Annotated in this window: 14 protein-coding genes; 6 read left to right on the top strand and 8 right to left on the bottom strand. The window is 74.2% G+C overall.

From position 1 onward, the window contains the following. Positions 1-6: 6 nt before the first annotated feature. Together QWJ13_RS18975 and QWJ13_RS18970 are read right to left on the bottom strand one after the other, a co-directional pair. Positions 7-291 (bottom strand): hypothetical protein, encoded by a 285-nt coding sequence (locus tag QWJ13_RS18975; protein WP_316525834.1) that lies wholly within the window; start codon positions 289-291, stop codon positions 7-9. Between the two features lie 41 nt (positions 292-332). Beyond that, on the bottom strand, positions 333-755 hold the full coding sequence (locus QWJ13_RS18970; RefSeq protein WP_316525833.1) for a hypothetical protein: 423 nt from the start codon (positions 753-755) through the stop codon (positions 333-335). Between the two features lie 512 nt (positions 756-1,267). On the opposite strand from QWJ13_RS18970, the gene QWJ13_RS18965 reads away from it, so the two are divergent. Then, a complete protein-coding gene (locus QWJ13_RS18965; RefSeq protein ID WP_316525832.1) occupies positions 1,268-2,644 on the top strand; it encodes a lytic transglycosylase domain-containing protein in 1,377 nt (458 codons plus the stop codon). Between the two features lie 140 nt (positions 2,645-2,784). Here the strand turns inward: QWJ13_RS18965 and QWJ13_RS18960 are convergent, their stop codons facing one another. Continuing rightward, positions 2,785-3,261, bottom strand: coding sequence for a GbsR/MarR family transcriptional regulator (locus QWJ13_RS18960; protein ID WP_316525830.1), 477 nt, complete (start codon positions 3,259-3,261; stop codon positions 2,785-2,787). A 129-nt stretch (positions 3,262-3,390) separates the two neighbouring features. On the opposite strand from QWJ13_RS18960, the gene QWJ13_RS18955 reads away from it, so the two are divergent. Continuing rightward, the gene (locus tag QWJ13_RS18955; RefSeq protein WP_316525829.1) at positions 3,391-4,317 is read left to right on the top strand and encodes an ABC transporter ATP-binding protein; all 927 of its coding nucleotides are present in this window, start codon (positions 3,391-3,393) and stop codon (positions 4,315-4,317) included. Continuing rightward, the gene (locus QWJ13_RS18950; RefSeq protein ID WP_316525827.1) at positions 4,314-5,987 is read left to right on the top strand and encodes an ABC transporter permease; all 1,674 of its coding nucleotides are present in this window, start codon (positions 4,314-4,316) and stop codon (positions 5,985-5,987) included. The genes QWJ13_RS18955 and QWJ13_RS18950 overlap by 4 nt, the downstream gene beginning before the upstream one ends. 32 nt (positions 5,988-6,019) lie before the next feature. Here the strand turns inward: QWJ13_RS18950 and QWJ13_RS18945 are convergent, their stop codons facing one another. Next, positions 6,020-6,607, bottom strand: a complete 588-nt coding sequence (locus QWJ13_RS18945) for a TerD family protein (protein WP_316525826.1) — start codon at positions 6,605-6,607, stop codon at positions 6,020-6,022. Between the two features lie 295 nt (positions 6,608-6,902). On the opposite strand from QWJ13_RS18945, the gene QWJ13_RS18940 reads away from it, so the two are divergent. Further along, a complete protein-coding gene (locus tag QWJ13_RS18940) occupies positions 6,903-9,143 on the top strand; it encodes a type 1 glutamine amidotransferase family protein (RefSeq protein ID WP_316525825.1) in 2,241 nt (746 codons plus the stop codon). Here the strand turns inward: QWJ13_RS18940 and QWJ13_RS18935 are convergent. Both QWJ13_RS18935 and QWJ13_RS18930 read right to left on the bottom strand, forming a co-directional pair. After that, entirely contained in the window at positions 9,140-10,189 is a 1,050-nt protein-coding gene (locus QWJ13_RS18935; RefSeq protein WP_316525824.1) for a TolB family protein, read from the bottom strand. The two genes, QWJ13_RS18940 and QWJ13_RS18935, sit on opposite strands and share 4 nt — an antisense overlap. Positions 10,190-10,266: 77 nt before the next feature. Further along, the gene (locus QWJ13_RS18930; RefSeq protein ID WP_316525823.1) at positions 10,267-10,923 is read right to left on the bottom strand and encodes a class I SAM-dependent methyltransferase; all 657 of its coding nucleotides are present in this window, start codon (positions 10,921-10,923) and stop codon (positions 10,267-10,269) included. 286 nt (positions 10,924-11,209) lie between these two features. On the opposite strand from QWJ13_RS18930, the gene QWJ13_RS18925 reads away from it, so the two are divergent. After that, positions 11,210-13,534 (top strand): glycosyl hydrolase family 18 protein, encoded by a 2,325-nt coding sequence (locus tag QWJ13_RS18925; RefSeq protein ID WP_316525822.1) that lies wholly within the window; start codon positions 11,210-11,212, stop codon positions 13,532-13,534. A gap of 61 nt (positions 13,535-13,595) precedes the next feature. Here QWJ13_RS18925 and yidD read toward each other — a convergent pair whose 3' ends face one another. Continuing rightward, positions 13,596-14,141 carry a membrane protein insertion efficiency factor YidD gene (yidD, locus tag QWJ13_RS18920; RefSeq protein WP_316525821.1) on the bottom strand — a complete coding sequence of 182 codons (546 nt, stop codon included), beginning with the start codon at positions 14,139-14,141 and terminating at the stop codon, positions 13,596-13,598. A gap of 123 nt (positions 14,142-14,264) precedes the next feature. Next, on the bottom strand, positions 14,265-15,038 hold the full coding sequence (locus QWJ13_RS18915; protein ID WP_316525820.1) for a bestrophin-like domain: 774 nt from the start codon (positions 15,036-15,038) through the stop codon (positions 14,265-14,267). A 562-nt stretch (positions 15,039-15,600) separates the two neighbouring features. Here QWJ13_RS18915 and QWJ13_RS18910 point away from each other — a divergent pair. Continuing rightward, the gene (locus tag QWJ13_RS18910) at positions 15,601-15,957 is read left to right on the top strand and encodes a hypothetical protein (protein ID WP_316525819.1); all 357 of its coding nucleotides are present in this window, start codon (positions 15,601-15,603) and stop codon (positions 15,955-15,957) included. The last annotated feature ends 521 nt before the right edge of the window (positions 15,958-16,478 follow it).

Here is a 16,478-nt window from a genome sequence, read left to right as displayed (position 1 = left end):
TGGCGGTCAACTCCCGGGCCGCGCCCGCAGCCTGGCCCGAAGCCAGGCGAACGCGACGGCCAGACCGGCGAAGCCGCCGACGGCGAGCTTGATCCCGGCCTTGGCGACGATCCAGCCGACCCACGGGACGGTCCACCCCAGCCAGTGGAACACGGCCAGCAGCACCGCTGCGCCGAACACCGCGGCGAGCACGGTGACCACGACGGCGGCGGACCGCGGAAGCTCCTGCGGGTCGGCCGCGCGCTCCCCGGCCTCCGGGCCGCTCGGGTCGGCGGTCGGGCCCTTCACCATACGTTCGTACCCCCCTCAACCATGGGGCCGATGATACGGCTTCAGCGGGGGGCGTGATGGGTGTCGCCGACGTACTCGCCGGTCTCCGCGTCGGGGAAGCTGACGGCCAGGGTGACACGGTACTCGTGGACGTCCTCCCGGTGCCCCGGCACCCGCGCCCAGGCCAGCGAGTGCACCTCCGCCTCGGGGGCCTGCCGACACCAGGCGGCGGCCTCCTCCAGGGCGCGGGCGGCCGACCGCCCGGTGCACACCACCGCGGTGTAGGCGGCGACCGCCACGTCCGTGTCCGAGCGGAAGTCGCGCGACACCGCCCGGACCGCCGCGGCGGCCTGGGTCAGGTCACGGGCCAGGTCGCCCACCATCCGAGGGGTGGCCGGCAGCACCACCGCTCCCTCGGCGAGGGTCTCCGGCAGGTTCGCGCTCACGGTCTGGACCTCCATCCGCATCATCACGCGGGACAGCATGCCGGACGGCGATTCCTGGCATGCCCACTTTCAGCAGAACGTCACCCGTCCAGGGCCGAGTCGGGGTCACCCCCTGGCGTCCCGGGGCCCGTCCTGGTAGGGGGCGCCGGGCCCGGTGTCCGATGTTCCGGCAGGTCAGCAGGGTTCGACGGCGGGCGGCGCCGGGAGCCCGGAGCACCGCGCACGCACCACCCCCGCGCCCCGAACCGCCCCTGCGGCGCCCGGGAGCGCCCGCCGCACCACGGTTGGGCGCCCGCCGACTCTCCGTAGCGGCAAGGGAGTTGCGCGCATCCGCGGTCGGAGAAGGCGGCCCGGCGCTCGGCCGCACCCCCGCTGAGATGCCGCGTTAACCCCTCGGAGGGCTGGGCTCCGCCTCCCGGCCATCCTGTCCCTGTCAGATCGCCGTGATACTAATCGTCCCGGCGGCGGGACCCGCCCTCCACAGGGGCGGGCACGATGACGACAGCTCAACCGTTCGGGAGGGACCGGACGGCGACGTGGAGGGGTAGCGGATGACGGTGCGAATCGGCAAAGCGGAGGGCGGGCGCAAGCTCCGGATCGGCAAACGGGTCACCGGCACGGCGGCGGCCTTCGCCGCACTGGCCGCACTGACCGGCTCTCAGGTGACGGGCATCGGGCTGGCCCCGGTCGCGGCCGCCGACGCCGGCCCGGGCAGCGGCGCCGCCGACCAGGGCGCGGGCCGCTTCCTGCCCGGCTCCTCGTCCGGCGACCCGGGCGCCTTCGGCACCGGCACGCCCGCCGACGGCGGCGGCACCGCCCAGCTCCCGCAGCCGCCCGGCGCGCTGCCCGGCCTGCCCATGGCCGGCCCGTTCGCGGCCACCGGGCCGGCGCTGCCCGCCACCGTGTTCGCCGCCTACCGCCAGGCCGAGGCCTCACTGGCGCAGCGCTCGCCGGGCTGCCACCTGCCCTGGCAGCTGCTGGCCGCGATCGGCCAGGTCGAGTCCGGCCAGGCCAACGGCGGCCAGGTGGACGCCAACGGCACCACCCTGACGCCGATCCTCGGCCCGGCGCTGGACGGCAACGGCTTCGCCGCGATCCCCGACTCCGACGGCGGCCGCTACGACGGCGACGCCCGCTGGGACCGCGCCGTCGGGCCGATGCAGTTCATCCCGTCCACCTGGGCCTCCTGGGGCGTGGACGCCAACGGCGACGGCAAGGCCGATCCGAACAACATCTTCGACGCCGCCGAGTCGGCCGGCCGCTACCTGTGCGCGGGCGGCCGCGACCTCTCCGATCCGGCGCAGCTCGACCGGGCGATCCTCAGCTACAACAACTCCGGCGAGTACCTGCGGACGGTGCGCAACTGGATGGCGCACTTCGGCAGCGGCACGGTGACCACCGTCCCGAACAGCCCCGGGTCCCCGGTGCCGCCCGCACCGCTGCCCACGCCGAACGTTCCGACCGGCGGGTCCGACCCGGGCCCCGGCGGCACGCCCGCCACGGAGCCGCAGCCGACCGTTCCGGTCACGCCGACCCCGGGCCAGTCGCCGAGCCCCCAGCCGACCACCACCCCGGGCGGCACCACCACGCCCACGCCCGGCGGTTCGACCTCGCCGTCCGCGACGCCGACCACCACCCCGAGCGGCAGCGCCTCCCCGACGGCGGCGCCGAGCGGCACGCCCACGGGCACCCCGACCGGCACGCCCACCGGCTGCCCGGACCCGACGGCCACGGCCACGCCCACCGGGACGCCGACGCCGACGGGCTCCCCGTCCCCGACCGCCACGCCCACCGGCACCCCGACGGCGACGCCCGCCCCGGGCTGCCCGACCCCGACGCCGACGCCCACCGCGACGGGCACCCCGAGCGGCGCTCCCAGCCCCACCCCCAGCGCCGCGCTCTCGCCGTCGGCCGCTCCGACGAAGTGACCCCCAGGGGCGCGGTTCCGCACCGGGAACCGCGCCCCTGATCACTCGACCACCCGGAAGCCCCTCGCTCCGGAAGTACGCCGCCCGCCCCCCGGCGGCGTCGCCCTTTCCACGGCCGAGGCCGCCGCAACCTGTCCGCGCTACCGTGCCTGGGCCGCCCGGTGCTCGCGCCAGCGGCCCAGCATGCCGTTCAGCTCCTCGGCCATGAACTCGAAGAACTCGGCGCTCTCCGCGAGCCGCTCCCCCGCCACCGTGCCGGCGCCGAGGGTCGCCTCGCCGTCCCGCAGCACCCGCACCCAGCGCAGCATGATCTCGTCGCGCCGGGCCAGCGACTCGAACCAGACGTCGTTGACCACCCGGTAGCGGTCCCGCCGGGAGCCGGGCTCGCGCTCCTTGGCGACCAGGCCGACCTGGATCAGGTAGCGCATCGCACCGGAGACGGCGGCCGGGCTGATCCGCAGGCGCTCGGAGAGCTCGGCGGAGGTGAGCACCCCGCTGTCGTCCGTGATCAGGCAGGCGAAGATCCGGGACGGCATCCGGGCCATGCCCGCGACCGTCAGCTCCGCGGCGAAGCGCTCGACGAAGTCCGACACCGCCGTGCCACTCTGCCCCTCCACAGGGTTTCCCGGCCCCTTCGTGTCCCGCACCACCCCGCACTCCTCTCCGGTGAGCACTCGCCCCCTGGCTCGAACTTTAACGCCTTCCCAATATTCACGTTTTTCTGAAACTACGGTAGCTTCAGAAGTATGACCAAGGCCATCACCCTGTCCGGCCTGCGCAAGGCCTTCGGCCGGACCACCGCACTGGACGGCCTCGACCTGACCGTCGAGACCGGCGAGGTCCACGGCTTCCTGGGGCCCAACGGATCCGGGAAGTCCACCACGATCCGGGTCCTGCTCGGCCTGCTGCGCGCCGACGGCGGCAGCGCCCGGATGCTCGGCAAGGACCCGTGGCGCGACGCCGTCGAACTGCACCGCCGCCTCGCCTACGTGCCCGGCGACGTCGAGCTCTGGCCCAACCTCACCGGCGGCGAGGCCATCGACCTGCTCTCCCGGCTACGCGGCCGGCTCGACCGGCGCCGCCGTGACGAGCTGGTCGAGCGCTTCGACCTCGACCCGACCAAGAAGGGCCGCAGCTACTCCAAGGGCAACCGGCAGAAGGTCGCCATCGTCGCCGCGCTCGCCTCCGACGCCGAACTGCTGCTGCTCGACGAGCCGACCTCCGGCCTCGATCCGCTGATGGAGGTGGTCTTCCAGGACGTCGTGCGGCAGGCCAAACACGAGGGCCGCACCGTCCTGCTCTCCAGCCACATCCTGGACGAGGTGGAGAAGCTGGGCGACCGGGTCAGCATCATCCGGCGCGGCCGGGTGGTGCAGAGCGGCAGTCTCGACGAGCTGCGCCACCTCACCCGCACCACCGTCCGGGCCGAGACCCTGCGCCCGGTCACCGGCCTCGACGCGATGCCCGGCGTGCACGGCCTGCACACCGAGGGCAACCAGGTCCACTTCACCGTGGACGGCACTCAACTGGACGCCGCCGTACGGGCCTTGAGCGCGGCCGGGCTGCGCAGCCTGGTCAGCCACCCGCCCACGCTGGAGGAGCTGATGCTGCGCCACTACGGCGACGAGCTGGCCTCCAACGGGCACCACGCCGAAGGCGAGGCCGCCCGATGACCGCCACCGCCGCCGAACCGGCCCCCGACCGCACCGGCGCGCCCCGCCGCCCGCGGAGCGACAGCACCCCGGCCGGCCGCACCCTGGCCGGCACCGCCGCGCTGCTGCGCTTCGCCCTGCGCCGCGACCGGCTTCGGCTGAGCGCCTGGGTGCTCGGCCTCGGACTGGCCACCCTGGCCGCCGCCAACAGCGTCCACACCGTCTACCCGACGGCCGCCGACCGCGCCGCCATCGCCCACGGCTCCGGCAGCCCGGCGCTGCTCGCCATGAGCGGCCCAGCCCACTACCTGGCCGACTACACCTGGGGCGCCATGCTCGGCCACCGGATGCTCGGCCTGCTGGCCGTCCTGGCCGGGCTGCTGAGCATCCTGACCGTCACCCGGCACACCCGGGCCGAGGAGGAGAGCGGCCGCGCCGAGCTGCTCCGCTCCGCCGCCGTGGGCCGGCACGCCCCGCTCGCCGCCGCCCTGGCCACCGCCGCGGTCGCCGACCTCGCCCTCGGCCTGCTGCTCGCGGCCGGCCTGCCCGCGCTGGGCATCCCCGGCCTCGGCGCGGCCGGCGCGGCCCTGTTCGGCGCGGCGACCGCCCTCGCCGGGCTGCTGTTCGCCGCGGTGGCCGCCGTCACCGTGCAGCTCAGCGCCCACGCCCGGACCGCCTCCGGGCTGGCCCTCACCGCGCTGGGCGCCGCCTACGCGCTGCGCGCCGCCGGGGACGCCGGGTCGGGCACGCTCTCCTGGGCCTCCCCGATCGGCTGGCTGCAACGCGGCTACCCCTTCGTGGACGACCGCTGGTGGCCGCTGCTGCCCGCCCTCGCCCTGACCGCCGCCACCGGCGCCGCCGGGTTCGCGCTGAGCAGCCGCCGCGACCACGGCTCCGGACTGCGCGCCGCCCGCCCCGGCCCGGCCACCGGCAGCCCGGCCCTGGGCACCCCGCTCGGCCTGGCGCTGCGTCTGCACCGCGGCCTGCTCGGCGGCTTCGCGGCCGCGCTGCTGGTGGTGGGCGCGATGTACGGCTCGCTGCTCGGCGAGGCCGACTCGATGCTGGGCGACGTCGACCGGATCCGGGAGGCGCTGGAGCGGCTCGGCGGGCACACCCTGGCCGACTCCTACGCCGCGCTGACCATGCTGGTGGTGGCGGTGGTCGGCGGCGTCCACGCGGTACTGGCCACCCTGCGCCCGCGTGCCGAGGAGAGCGCCGGACGGGCGGTGCCGGTGCTGGCCACCGGCGTGTCGCGGTCCGCCTGGCTGGGCGGGCACCTGGCGGCGGCCCTGCTGGGCTCCACCGCCGTGCTGCTCGCGGCGGGCGTGGGCTTCGGCCTGGCCGGGGCGCTGTCCAGCGGCGACGGGGGCGCGTTCCTACGGCTGACCGGCGCGGCCCTGGCCTTCGCGCCCGCCCAGTGGGTGACGGTGGGTTTCGCCGCGGCCGTGTACGGCTGGCTGCCCCGGGCGACGCCGCTGGCCTGGCTGATGCCCGGGTACGCCTTCGTGATCGGCTACCTGGGCCCGCTGCTCGACCTCCCGAAGGGCCTGGAGCGGCTCTCCCCGTACGGGCAGGTGCCCCGGCTCCCGGCGGCCCCGATGGACTGGACCCCGCTCGCCCTGCTCACCCTGGTGGCGGCGGCCCTGATCGCCCTGGCGCTGGCCGGGTTCCGGCGCCGCGACGTCGACTGACGCCCGGCACCGGTGCCCGCTGGGCCCTGGGCTCAGAGGTGCCTGACCAGCTCCGGCATCAGGTCCTGGAAGGTCCGCCCGCTGGCCGGCTGCCCGATCGCCGTCATCTGCCAACCCGTGGCCGTGCGCTGCACCTTGGCCATGATCTGCGCGGTGTACGGGCCGCCGCCGGTGAGCGTGTAGCGGGCCAGCTCGGTGCCGGTGGTCTCGTCCACGAGCCGGCAGAACGCGGCCTCGACCTCCTGGAAGGTCTGCCCGGTGAAGGAGTTGACGGTGAAGAGGATCTGGTCGACCTCGGCGGCGACGGTGGTCAGGTCGACCGTGATCGATTCGTCGTCGGTCGCGTCGCCCGCGCCGCCGACCAGGTTGTCCCCGCTGTGCCGCACCGAGCCGTCATTGCTGTTGAGGTGCTGGAAGAACACCACGTCCACCGGCCGTCCCTGGGCGAACAGCACCGCCGAGGCGTCCAGGTCGATCTCCCGGCCGGCGGCCAGCAGCTTGGCGAGGAAGCCCTTGCGCTCGGCCGCCTTCCAGCCGAGGCCCATCCGGACCAGGCTCAGCTGCCCGCCGCCCGGCTTCTCCAGGCTGATCTTCTGCCCCTTGGCCAGCGAAACGCTCATCGCGTCCTCCTCGTTCTGCCACCGCCCGTGCCGCGAATCTACAGCACTGTAGAGAATTTATGATCATCAACGGTGTCCTGCGAACACCCCTACCCCGTACTCCCCCGGACCGCACCCCGACGACGCTCCGCACCCTGACGGAACCGGCGGTCCGACGTCTGGCGTAGCCGCGGACCGGGACCGGACGGCCGGGGCGGCGGAGCGTCTAGGGTCGGCCGGAGCCACGAGGCTCCGAAGCCCTGAGGCTCCGAGGCCGCGCCGACCCGCGCCGGCCGCTCACGCTGGGGGGACCACCATGCCCGAACAGCACGAAGGAACCGAACAGCACGCAACGCCGGAGCGGCCGGGCGGATCCCGTCCCGGCCGCCGCCGCCTGCTCCGGGCCGGCCTCGGCGCGGGCGGCGCGCTGGCCACCGTGCGGCTGCTGCCCGGCGGCACGGCCTGGGCCGACGCGGCGCCCGGCACCGACCACGGCACCGCGCAGTACGACGGCCTCTGGCCGTCCTCGCACAACGTCGCCCCGCGCACCGCCACCACCACGACCGCCGCGCAGACCTGGCCGGACTGGGCCCGCTACGCCCGCATCGCCGACGGCACCTTCAACGAGCCCGCCGACATGCAGAGCTACATCGACGCCCTCAAGGCGCAGGAGGTGAGCGTCATCGAGCTGGACACGCTGCTCTCCGACTGGCTCACCGACGCCCAGTTCGCCGCCCACATGGCCGAGGTCAAGCAGTTCACCGGCCTGGCCCACGCGACCGGCCTCAAGGTCGTCATGTACTACCCGTCGCTGGAGCTGATCTCCCCCGGCGGCGAGAAGGGCCGCTCCTTCTACAAGAACGACCAGGGCAAGAACTGGGTGCAGCGCGACCTCACCGGCAAGCCCAACGTCTTCTACGGCAGCGTGGTGGTCTGGGTCGACCCGGGCGACGAGAGCGTCTGGCTCAGCCCCAACTCGCCCTGGCGGGACTACTACCTCAACCGGATCAAGGGCGTCGCCGCGACCGGTGTGGACGGCATCTGGCCGGACGTCCCGATCTACTTCGACGGCGTGCTCTCCTGGTGCGACGCCTCCACCTGGGGCGCGGCCGCGTTCAAGGCCGACACCGGCCTGGACCTGCCCAAGGCCGCGAACTTCGCCGACCCGGTCTTCCGCCGCTACGTCGAGTGGCGCCACCGCAATCTGCTCCGGTTCCAGCTGGACATCGCCGAGGCGGGCCGCTCGGTCAACCCCGACCTGGTCACCTTCGTCGAGACCGTCTCGATGGACTACCGCTACGCCACCTCGATCGGCCTGGACGGCGGCTACCTGCGCCAGGCCCCCGGCGCCGTCAGCCAGGTGTGGGAGGTGGACATCCTCGGCAACTACGACGGCATGCGGCACGCCACCGCCTCCGACTGGGTCTGCCTGGTCTCCATGTACAAGTACGCCCGCGCCGCCAGCGGCACCAAGCCCGCCTGGGCGTTCTCCTACGGCTGGCAGGCCGACGACGCCTCGCTGGTGATGTCCCAGCTGATCGCGGCCGGCTGCAACCCGTACGAGGTGAAGACCCCGTTCAAGAACGACACCGCGGACGCCGCGATGCGCACCCGGATGTACCGCTTCGTACGGATCAACCAGGCCAAGCTCTACGACCCGGTCTCGATCGCCCAGGTCGGCGTCTACCACTCGGCGCCGTCCAGGGACTACGTGGCCCCGGGCGAGGGCAACGGGATGTACGTCAACGCCACGGCCCCGGCCGGGATCGCCGACTGGTGGGGCGGCGACGACCCGCAGATGAGCTGCGCCTCGCTGTCCTGGCTGGGCGAGTTCCGGGGCGCCGTGAAGGCGCTGGTCTACGCCCACGTCCCGTTCGACACGGTGCCCAGCCCCGGGCTGACCGCCGAGGACCTCGCCCGCTTCAAGGTCCTGCTGCTGCCCAACCTCCAGGCGGTCTCGGACACCGAGGCGGCGCTGCTGCGCGGCTTCGTCTCGGCCGGCGGAACCATCGTGATCACCGGCCCTGCACCCACCGCCCTGGACGAACTCGGCGGCCAGCGCAGCGAGTTCGCCCTCTCCGACGTGCTCGGCCTGCGCAAGGCCGACCCGCTGCCCGCCACCAAGCAGAACTCCTACGGCAGCGGCAGCTGTTGGTACGTCAAGGCGCTGCCCGGACTGAGCTACCTGACCAAGACCGACCAGGCCTCGGCAGACCAACTGCTCACCGCCGTACGGCAGTCCGCCCCGCCGGCCGTCACCCTGGCCGGGGACCGGCGGATCTTCCTGGACGCCCGGCGGCTCGGCACCGACACCGTCGTCCACCTGGTGAACTTCACCAACTTCGGGGACACCCCCGCGGCGTTCCACAGCAGCCCCGCCAACTGCACGCTCTCCTACGCGCTCCCGGCCGGGGCGAGCGTCACCGCCGTCACCGTCGCGAGCCCCGACGGTACCGACCCGGCGCCCAAGGCCGCCCCGTACACCGTCACCGGTGCCACGGTCAGCGTGCCGCTGACCGTGGCGCAGTACTCGGTGGTGACGATCACCGTCGGTTAGGGCGTGTCCGGCGCAGGGATGCGCCAGAGGGCGGCGGGGTCGGCCTCGCCGCCCGGGGCGGACTCGAAGGCGATCCACTTCCCGTCCGGGGACCAGCTCGGCGCGCCGTCGTAGGCGGCGTCCTCGCGGGTGACCCGGACAGGGGTGCCGCCGTCCGCCGCCACCGCGAAGAGCTGGGCGTTCGGCAGGCCGCCCAGGTTGGAGGAGAAGACCAGGAAGCGGCCGTCCGGGGACCAGCTCGGGTCGGTGTGCTCCCCCGGCGCGTCGGTGACCTGCCGCAGCCCGCCGCCGTCCGCGCCGACCGTCCACAGTGACCAGTCCTCGCGGCCCGCGCCGCGCCGTTGGAAGACGATCCGGTCGCCCCTCGGGGACCAGTTGGGCTGCCGGTTGTCCGTGCCGGTGGCCGGGCCGTCCACCAGTAGGACGGGTGCGCCGCCGCTTCGGCGGACCTTCCAGAGCGAGTCCCGCTCGGCCGCGTCGCCCTGCCCGGCGGCCCGTTCCGCCCCCCGGCTCCGCTGGAAGACGATCCACTCGCCGTCCGGGGAGAAGCTCGGTTCGCTGTAGCCGCTGCCGTCGGCGTGCCTGGTCACCCGCTCGGGGGCGCCGCCCGGCTTCATCAGCCAGACCTCGTCGTGGTCGGACTCCCGGTCGGTGGCGAAGGCGAAGGCATCGGCGGCGGCGTTCCAGCTGCTGCCGGGAAGGTTGACGGCCGCCCTGTCCGGGTCCTCCAGCACCTTGTGCGGCGCGCCGCCGTCCAGCGGCAGGACGCTGAGGGCGGCGGCGCCCCTGTTGTAGCCCTCGCCGAACTCGGTCAGCAGCACCGAGCGGCCGTCCGGGGCGAAGGCCGGGTTCTGGGCGCTGCGGCCGCCCTCGGCGCGGTAGAGCAGCCGGGCACCGTCGGCGCGGCGCTCGCCGGCGGAGGCGACGGCGCTCGCCGGCCCGGGCCCCGGCCGCTCCTCGCCGGCGGAGCCGGAGTCCGGGCCGCCGCATCCGGCCAGCAGCAGGACGGCGGCGGCCGCGACCGACCTTGGCAAGCGATTCCTCATGCCCACAAGCTAGTTGACGTTGCGTCACCCCTCGTCCGCCGCCAGGCGGATCGCGCCCCGCCGACCGGCCGGGGCTGTCACCCGGCGCCGCGCTCCAGCCGCACCAGGGCGTCCACCGCGACCCGGGCGCCCGTCGCCGCGCCGCCGGCCTCGCCGGCCCGGTGCCCGGACTCGCCGCCGACCGTACGGTGCACCCGCTCGGCGCGGACGGTGCGCAGCTTGTGGTCGGCGAGGTCGGCCAGCACGTCCTCCGGGGTGAAGAGCACGGCCGGGTCCTGCGGGCCGCCGACGCCCTCGGTGAGGTTGCTCAGGTCGTGCCCGATGACCAGCAGGGTGCCACCGGGGGCGAGCGCGTCGGCGGCGCGGCGCAGCGCGTCCCGGCGGTCCGCGGCGGGCAGCTGGAGGTAGGCGACCAGGACGAGGTCGTACCCGGCGGCGGGGGCCTCGACGGTGCGGGCGTCGCCGTGGCGCCAGGTGAGCCGGTCAGCGACCTCGTCGGGCAGTTCGGCGGTGAGCCGTTCGGCGCGTTCCAGGGCGACGGCGGAGAAGTCCAGGCCGGTGACCTCCCAGCCCTGGGCGGCCAGCCAGATGGCGTTGCGGCCCTCCCCGGCGGCCAGGTCGAGGGCGTGTCCGGGGGTGTGGCCGGCCATTTCCCGGACCACCCACCGGTTGGGCTCGACGCCCCACACCAGCTCGCTCGCGGCGTAGCGGTCGTCCCAGTCCTGGCTGTCCATCGCGCCTCCTCCGTTCGACGGGCCTGCTCGTACGGCCAACCTACCGGGCCGACGCGGACCCGGCCGGGAACGGTCCAGCGGGCGGACACCCTTGACGGCGAATATTGGTCCAGTCCAATCTGTTCAGTCGTGACGCGCACGGGCAGACCACCCGTCGTGTCCGCGCACCGCCCGTCCCACACGTCACCAGTCCGCGCGCCCCCACCGCACGCGGACCGGCTCCCCAGGCCCACCCGGGCCGCCGCACCGCCGGAACCCCCCCCCACACATCCGGAGGACCCACCGCATGCACGACCGCGTCCTGCCCGCACAGTCCGCGCACCCCGCCGGGGAGCGAACCGGCCGCCGGGCCGCCCACCGCAGAAGAGCCACCGCGCTGGCCCTGGCCGCCACCCTGACCACCAGCGGCGCCGCGATCGCCCTGAGCTTCGGCTCCGCCTCGGCCGCCCCGGTCAACCTGCTGGCCAACGGCGACTTCGAGACCGGCACCCTGGCCGGCTGGAGCTGCTCCAACGGCTCGGTCGTCACCACCCCGGTGCACGGTGGGACCCACGCGCTCAGCGGCGCCGTCTCGGCCTCCGACACCGCGCAGTGCCAGCAGACCGTCGCCGTCCAGCCGAACACCACGTACACCCTGGCCGGCTGGGTCCAGGGCAGCTACGTCTACCTGGGCGCCACCGGCACCGGCGTCAACTCCTCGGCGTGGACGCCGGGCGGGACCGGCTGGAACCAGCTGAGCACCACCTTCACCACCGGCGCCACCACGAACTCCGTCACAGTCTTCACCCACGGCTGGTACGGCACCGGCGCGTACTACGCGGACGACCTCACGCTGACCGGCCCGGCCGGTCCCACCCCGACGGCAAGCCCGACGGCCACGGCCAGCCCCACCCCGACCGCGAGCCCGACGCCCACCGCGAGCCCCACCCCCACCAACAGCCCGACGCCGACCGGCACCCCGACCACCCCGACCCCGACGGGCACCGCGAGCGGCCCGGCCGGCGACGGCAAGGTCACCACCCCGGCCGGCTTCAAGGTCACCAAGGCCACCTCCAACGCGGTGGTGCTCAGCTGGCAGCCCTCCACGCTGACCACCGGTGACGGCTTCGTCGGCTACAAGGTGTGGTCCAACGGCCAGCTGGTCGCCACCTCGATGGGCACCTCGGTCACGGTCAGCTCGCTGCTGCCGGGCCAGAACTACACCTTCAGCGTGCAGGGCTACTCCGGCGGCCACGCCTCCGCCCAGTCGGCGCCGGTGTCCACCACGACCGCCGCCGCCCCCGCGCAGCAGCCGGTCCGCTCGGCCTACTTCGACCAGTGGGGCGTCTACGAGAACGCGTACAACGCGAAGAACGTCGACACCAGCGGCGCGGCCGGCAAGCTGGACGTCATCCACTACGCGTTCGCCAACATCGACCCCACCAAGTTCACCTGCTTCCAGGCGGTGAAGGCCTCCGACTCGGCCAATGAGTCCAACCCCAACGCCGGTGACGGCGCGGGCGACGCCTACGCCGACTACCAGGCCGACTACGGCTCCGGCACCAGCGTGGACGGCACCACCGACGACTGGCAGCAGCCGCTCAAGGGCAACTTCAACCAGCTGCGCCAGCTGAAGGCGAAGTACCCGAACCTGCGCTTCACCATCTCGCTCGGCGGCTGGACATACTCCAAGTACTTCTCCGACGCGGCCGCCACCGACGCCTCCCGGAAGACCTTCGTCTCCTCCTGCGTCGACATGTTCCTCAAGGGGAACCTGCCGACCGGGGTGGCCGGTGACGCCTCCGGCGGCCAGGCCTCGGCGGCCGGCCTGTTCGACGGCATCGACATCGACTGGGAGTACCCGGGCTCGGCCGGCGGCCACACCGGCAACCACTACTCCGCGGCCGACAAGCAGAACTACACCCTGCTGCTCAAGGAGTTCCGCACCCAGCTGGACGCCCTCGGCGCCGCCCAGGGCAAGCGCTACATCCTGAGCGCCGCGCTGCCCAGCGGCCAGGACAAGGTCGCCCAGCTGGAGACCGACAAGATCGGCGCCTACCTGGACTACGCCGACGTGATGTCCTACGACATGCACGGCGCGTGGGACGCCACCGGCCCGACCAACCACCAGGACCCGCTGCACGACAGCGCGGCCGACCCGACCACGCCGATCACCCCGGGCACCCGCAAGTACAACGTGGACACCACGCTCGCCGCGTACACCACCGGCCTGCCCGAGTACGGCATCCCCGGCGGCTTCCCGGCCAACAAGATCGTGCTGGGCATCCCGTTCTACTGGCGCGGTTGGACCGGCGTCCCGGCCGGCTCCAACTACGGCCTGTACCAGAGCGCGACCGGCCCGACGGCGAAGAAGCCGCTGAGCCAGGAGGCCGGCCTGGCCGCCTGGAAGGAGCTCAACCCGACCGCGGCGCAGACCCACTGGGACCCGGTCACCGAGAGCAGCTGGGTCTACGACGGCACCAACTTCTGGACCGGTGACACCCCGCAGGCCGTCCAGGCGCGCGGGGCCTACGCCAAGAGCAAGGGCCTGGGCGGGCTGTTCGCCTTCTCCCTGGAGAACGACGACGCCTCCAGCACGATGCTCAACGCGATGGACAGCAGCCTTCGCTGACGAGACGTCATGAATCAAGGCGGCCCGCGCGGAACCTCCGCGCGGGCCGTCCGCGTTCAGTTCAGCGCGGCGGCACCGGGTCCGCCCCGCCCGCCCCCGGGCGGCAGCGCAGCAACCGCCCGACCGTCAGCCGGGCCCCGCGCAGCGCGCCGTGCCGGTGCAGCGCCCGCACCGCGTACGTCGAGCAGGACGGCGTGTACGGGCAGCAGGCCGGGCGGCGCGGACTGACCTCGGTGCGGTAGTGGCGCACCGCGCCGTACAGCACCCCGGCCGCGAAGCCGCTCGGCACGGGGGCGGACGGGTCGGCCGTGCGGCGCCCGCGCACCCCGGCGAGGGCGAAGCGCAGGCCGGAGGCCATCATCACCGGGATCAGCGCGATCAGGCAGGGGTCGGCGAACTCGCAGCAGCCGTCGGCGCAGCACTCCGCGCCATCGTTCCGCAGGTGCTTGCGCCGCCGGGACTTGGCGTGTTCGTCCTTGCGGTAGCCCTCCCAGACCTGGCGCTGCTTCCTGCGCCGGAGCCGCTCCGAGGCGGGCAGCCACCACCAGGCGCGCTCGGGGCGGATCGGCGGGACGTTGGCGCCGAGATCCGGCGTCGGGTCGGACACTGCTGGTGGTCCCCTCGATCCTTCCGTCGGGGCCGACCCCGACGATCCGGGCAAGATTATCCGAAGACCATCCGCCCGGATCCGCCCGCGATCCGCCCGGCCGACGCGGCATACTCAGCCGGCTCAGCCGTCACCGAGGTTGAGCGAGGGGAAGAGGTCCTGGAACGGCTGGGTGGTCACCGAGACGCTCCGGGAGAACGGGTTGTCGAAGTCCCAGATGATGAACAGCAGGAAGGCGATCAGCACGCTGAAGCACAGCGCCAGGATCAACTCCCGTGGCGTGCGCCGAATCTGGAGCGCGAACAGCATGCCGACGGTCACCACCGCGCCGCCGATCAGGCCGAGCCAGACCACCCCGGGCATCGTCGGCCCGGCGTTCTGCCCGCGCGCGTTGCGGGACTCGGAGGCCTGGCTGATCCGGTCCATGATCGGCTGGTAGCCCTGGGACTCCAGGTCGGAGGCGGGCGACCGGGTGGCGACGTCGTTCTGGAGCTTCTGGAACAGCTCGTCGCCCTTGCCGGTGATGCCGCCGGTCTTCTGCATGTAGGACCACTCGGTGTTCACCACGTACGAGACGTAGGCGTCCACATCGGCCCGGACCTGGTCGCGGAACTCCGCCGGGTAGATCACCGCGCGGTCGCTCACCTCGCGCAGCGACTGCGCCTCGTGGAACAGGTCGTCCTGCGCGGAGCTGCGCGCGTCCCAGACGCCCGCGATGGCGAGGCCCAGGACGATCGCGTAGACCACCCCGATCATCATCGTGATGTACTCGATGACGTCCGGGGTCTCGTCGGCGCTCTCCGCCGGGATCGGCCGGCGCTTCCTCAGTACCACCACCGCCACCACGACGGCACAGGCCGACGCCATGGCGACGATCAACGCCACCCACTCGGACATGGCAACTCCCCTCTTTGGCTTGACTTCTGACAAAACGTGAGTCGGAGGACCCTCGGCGGACGGTCAGGACGAGTCCGAACGGCCACCGCGTCCTCGGCCGCCGCGGCCCGGGCGCAGGGCTGCCGCCGCGAGCACGCCGGGAAGCATGATCACCAGCAGCTTGGTGGTCAGAGAGGTGCCCCGGTGATGCTGGGCCATCGCCTGGGGCTTCGGCCTGGGGGCTTGGAACGTCGGATGCGCCGCCGCGGTCGGCCACAGCGGGCTCGGACGCGCCGGGCTCGGCGAGACCCCCGGGCTGGGGGCCACCGGACTGGGGACCACCGTGCTGGGCACGGCCACGTGCGGGGCAGCCGGTGCGGGGGCGGCCGGGACCGGAACGGGCACCGCGGGTACGGGCGCGGGCGCCGCAGGGGCCGGTGCGGGTTGCGCCGGCGCAGGGGCGGGGGCGGGTGCGGGAGACGCGGGCGGTGCGGGAGACGCCGGCGGTGCGGGAGAGGCGGGCGGTGCGGGAGACGCCGGCGGTGCGGGAGACGCCGGGGGCGCGGGTGACACGGGCGGCGGGGTGGGTGCCGGCGTCGGGCTGGGTGACGGCGGGCTCGGCGACGGCGTCGGCGTCGGCGTCGGCGTGGGAGTCGCACTGGGGCTCGGGCTTGGCGACGGCGACGGACTCGGGCTCGGGCTCGGGCTCGGCGACGGGCTGGGACTCGGGCTCGGCGACGGCGTGGGCGTCGGGCTCGGGGTGGGTGACGGCGTGGGCGTGGGCGTGGGAGTCGGTGAGAGTGTGGGCGTCGGAGTCGGGGTTGGCGTGGGCGTCGGTGACGGGCTGGGTGTGTGCGACGGAGGCGGCGAATGCGTGGCGGTGGGAGTCGGCGTCGGGCTCGGGCTGGGGCTCGGACTGGTGCAGGGGTACGGGTGGTGATGGTGATGGTGGTGGTGGTGCCAACCGTGGTCACCGTGCTCGTCGCCCTCGTGACCGTCACCACCGTGCCCGGAACTGCCCTGCCCGGGGCCGGCTGTCCCCGCGGTCGGCCGGCCGGACGCGCTCTGCGCCCCCGGCTTCTTCGGGCGCGTGGGCGACGGGAAGTGCGGGATGGACGAAGGAAGGTGCACCGTCGGCGAGGGCAGGTGCGGGGTGACCGAGGGGAAGTGCGGGGTTGGCCACGCGGTGGCCGTGGGCGAGTGGCAGGGGTGGTGCCAGTGCGGGGGCTTGGGCAGGTGGTGCCCCGAGCCGAAGCTCGGCGCGATGCTCACCCCGACCTGGACGTCCACCCCGACGCCCACGCTCACCTGACCGTCCGGCCGCACCGCCACCGACACATCGGTGTCGGTGCACACGCAGGTGTCCGCGATCGGGCCGTGCGGGTATCCGACGAGGTGCTGCCCGACGCCGGACGCGGACGCTCTGCCGACCAGCACGCAGATCGCGACCACGCCGACCGA

It is taken from the genome of Kitasatospora brasiliensis (genome assembly GCF_032654805.1).
GTDB classification, from domain to species: Bacteria; Actinomycetota; Actinomycetes; order Streptomycetales; family Streptomycetaceae; genus Kitasatospora; species Kitasatospora brasiliensis.
This window is presented reverse-complemented; position numbering and strand designations above follow the sequence as displayed.

Bases quoted from the DNA above. Each gene is read 5' to 3' on its own strand.
- QWJ13_RS18935 (WP_316525824.1), bottom strand. From the start codon at position 10,189: ATGAGGAATCGCTTGCCAAGGTCGGTCGCGGCCGCCGCCGTCCTGCTG.
- QWJ13_RS18970 (WP_316525833.1), bottom strand. From the start codon at position 755: ATGCTGTCCCGCGTGATGATGCGGATGGAGGTCCAGACCGTGAGCGCG.
- QWJ13_RS18950 (WP_316525827.1), top strand. From the start codon at position 4,314: ATGACCGCCACCGCCGCCGAACCGGCCCCCGACCGCACCGGCGCGCCC.
- QWJ13_RS18975 (WP_316525834.1), bottom strand. From the start codon at position 291: ATGGTGAAGGGCCCGACCGCCGACCCGAGCGGCCCGGAGGCCGGGGAG.
- QWJ13_RS18955 (WP_316525829.1), top strand. From the start codon at position 3,391: ATGACCAAGGCCATCACCCTGTCCGGCCTGCGCAAGGCCTTCGGCCGG.
- QWJ13_RS18930 (WP_316525823.1), bottom strand. From the start codon at position 10,923: ATGGACAGCCAGGACTGGGACGACCGCTACGCCGCGAGCGAGCTGGTG.
- QWJ13_RS18925 (WP_316525822.1), top strand. From the start codon at position 11,210: ATGCACGACCGCGTCCTGCCCGCACAGTCCGCGCACCCCGCCGGGGAG.
- QWJ13_RS18915 (WP_316525820.1), bottom strand. From the start codon at position 15,038: ATGTCCGAGTGGGTGGCGTTGATCGTCGCCATGGCGTCGGCCTGTGCC.
- QWJ13_RS18965 (WP_316525832.1), top strand. From the start codon at position 1,268: ATGACGGTGCGAATCGGCAAAGCGGAGGGCGGGCGCAAGCTCCGGATC.
- QWJ13_RS18940 (WP_316525825.1), top strand. From the start codon at position 6,903: ATGCCCGAACAGCACGAAGGAACCGAACAGCACGCAACGCCGGAGCGG.
- QWJ13_RS18945 (WP_316525826.1), bottom strand. From the start codon at position 6,607: ATGAGCGTTTCGCTGGCCAAGGGGCAGAAGATCAGCCTGGAGAAGCCG.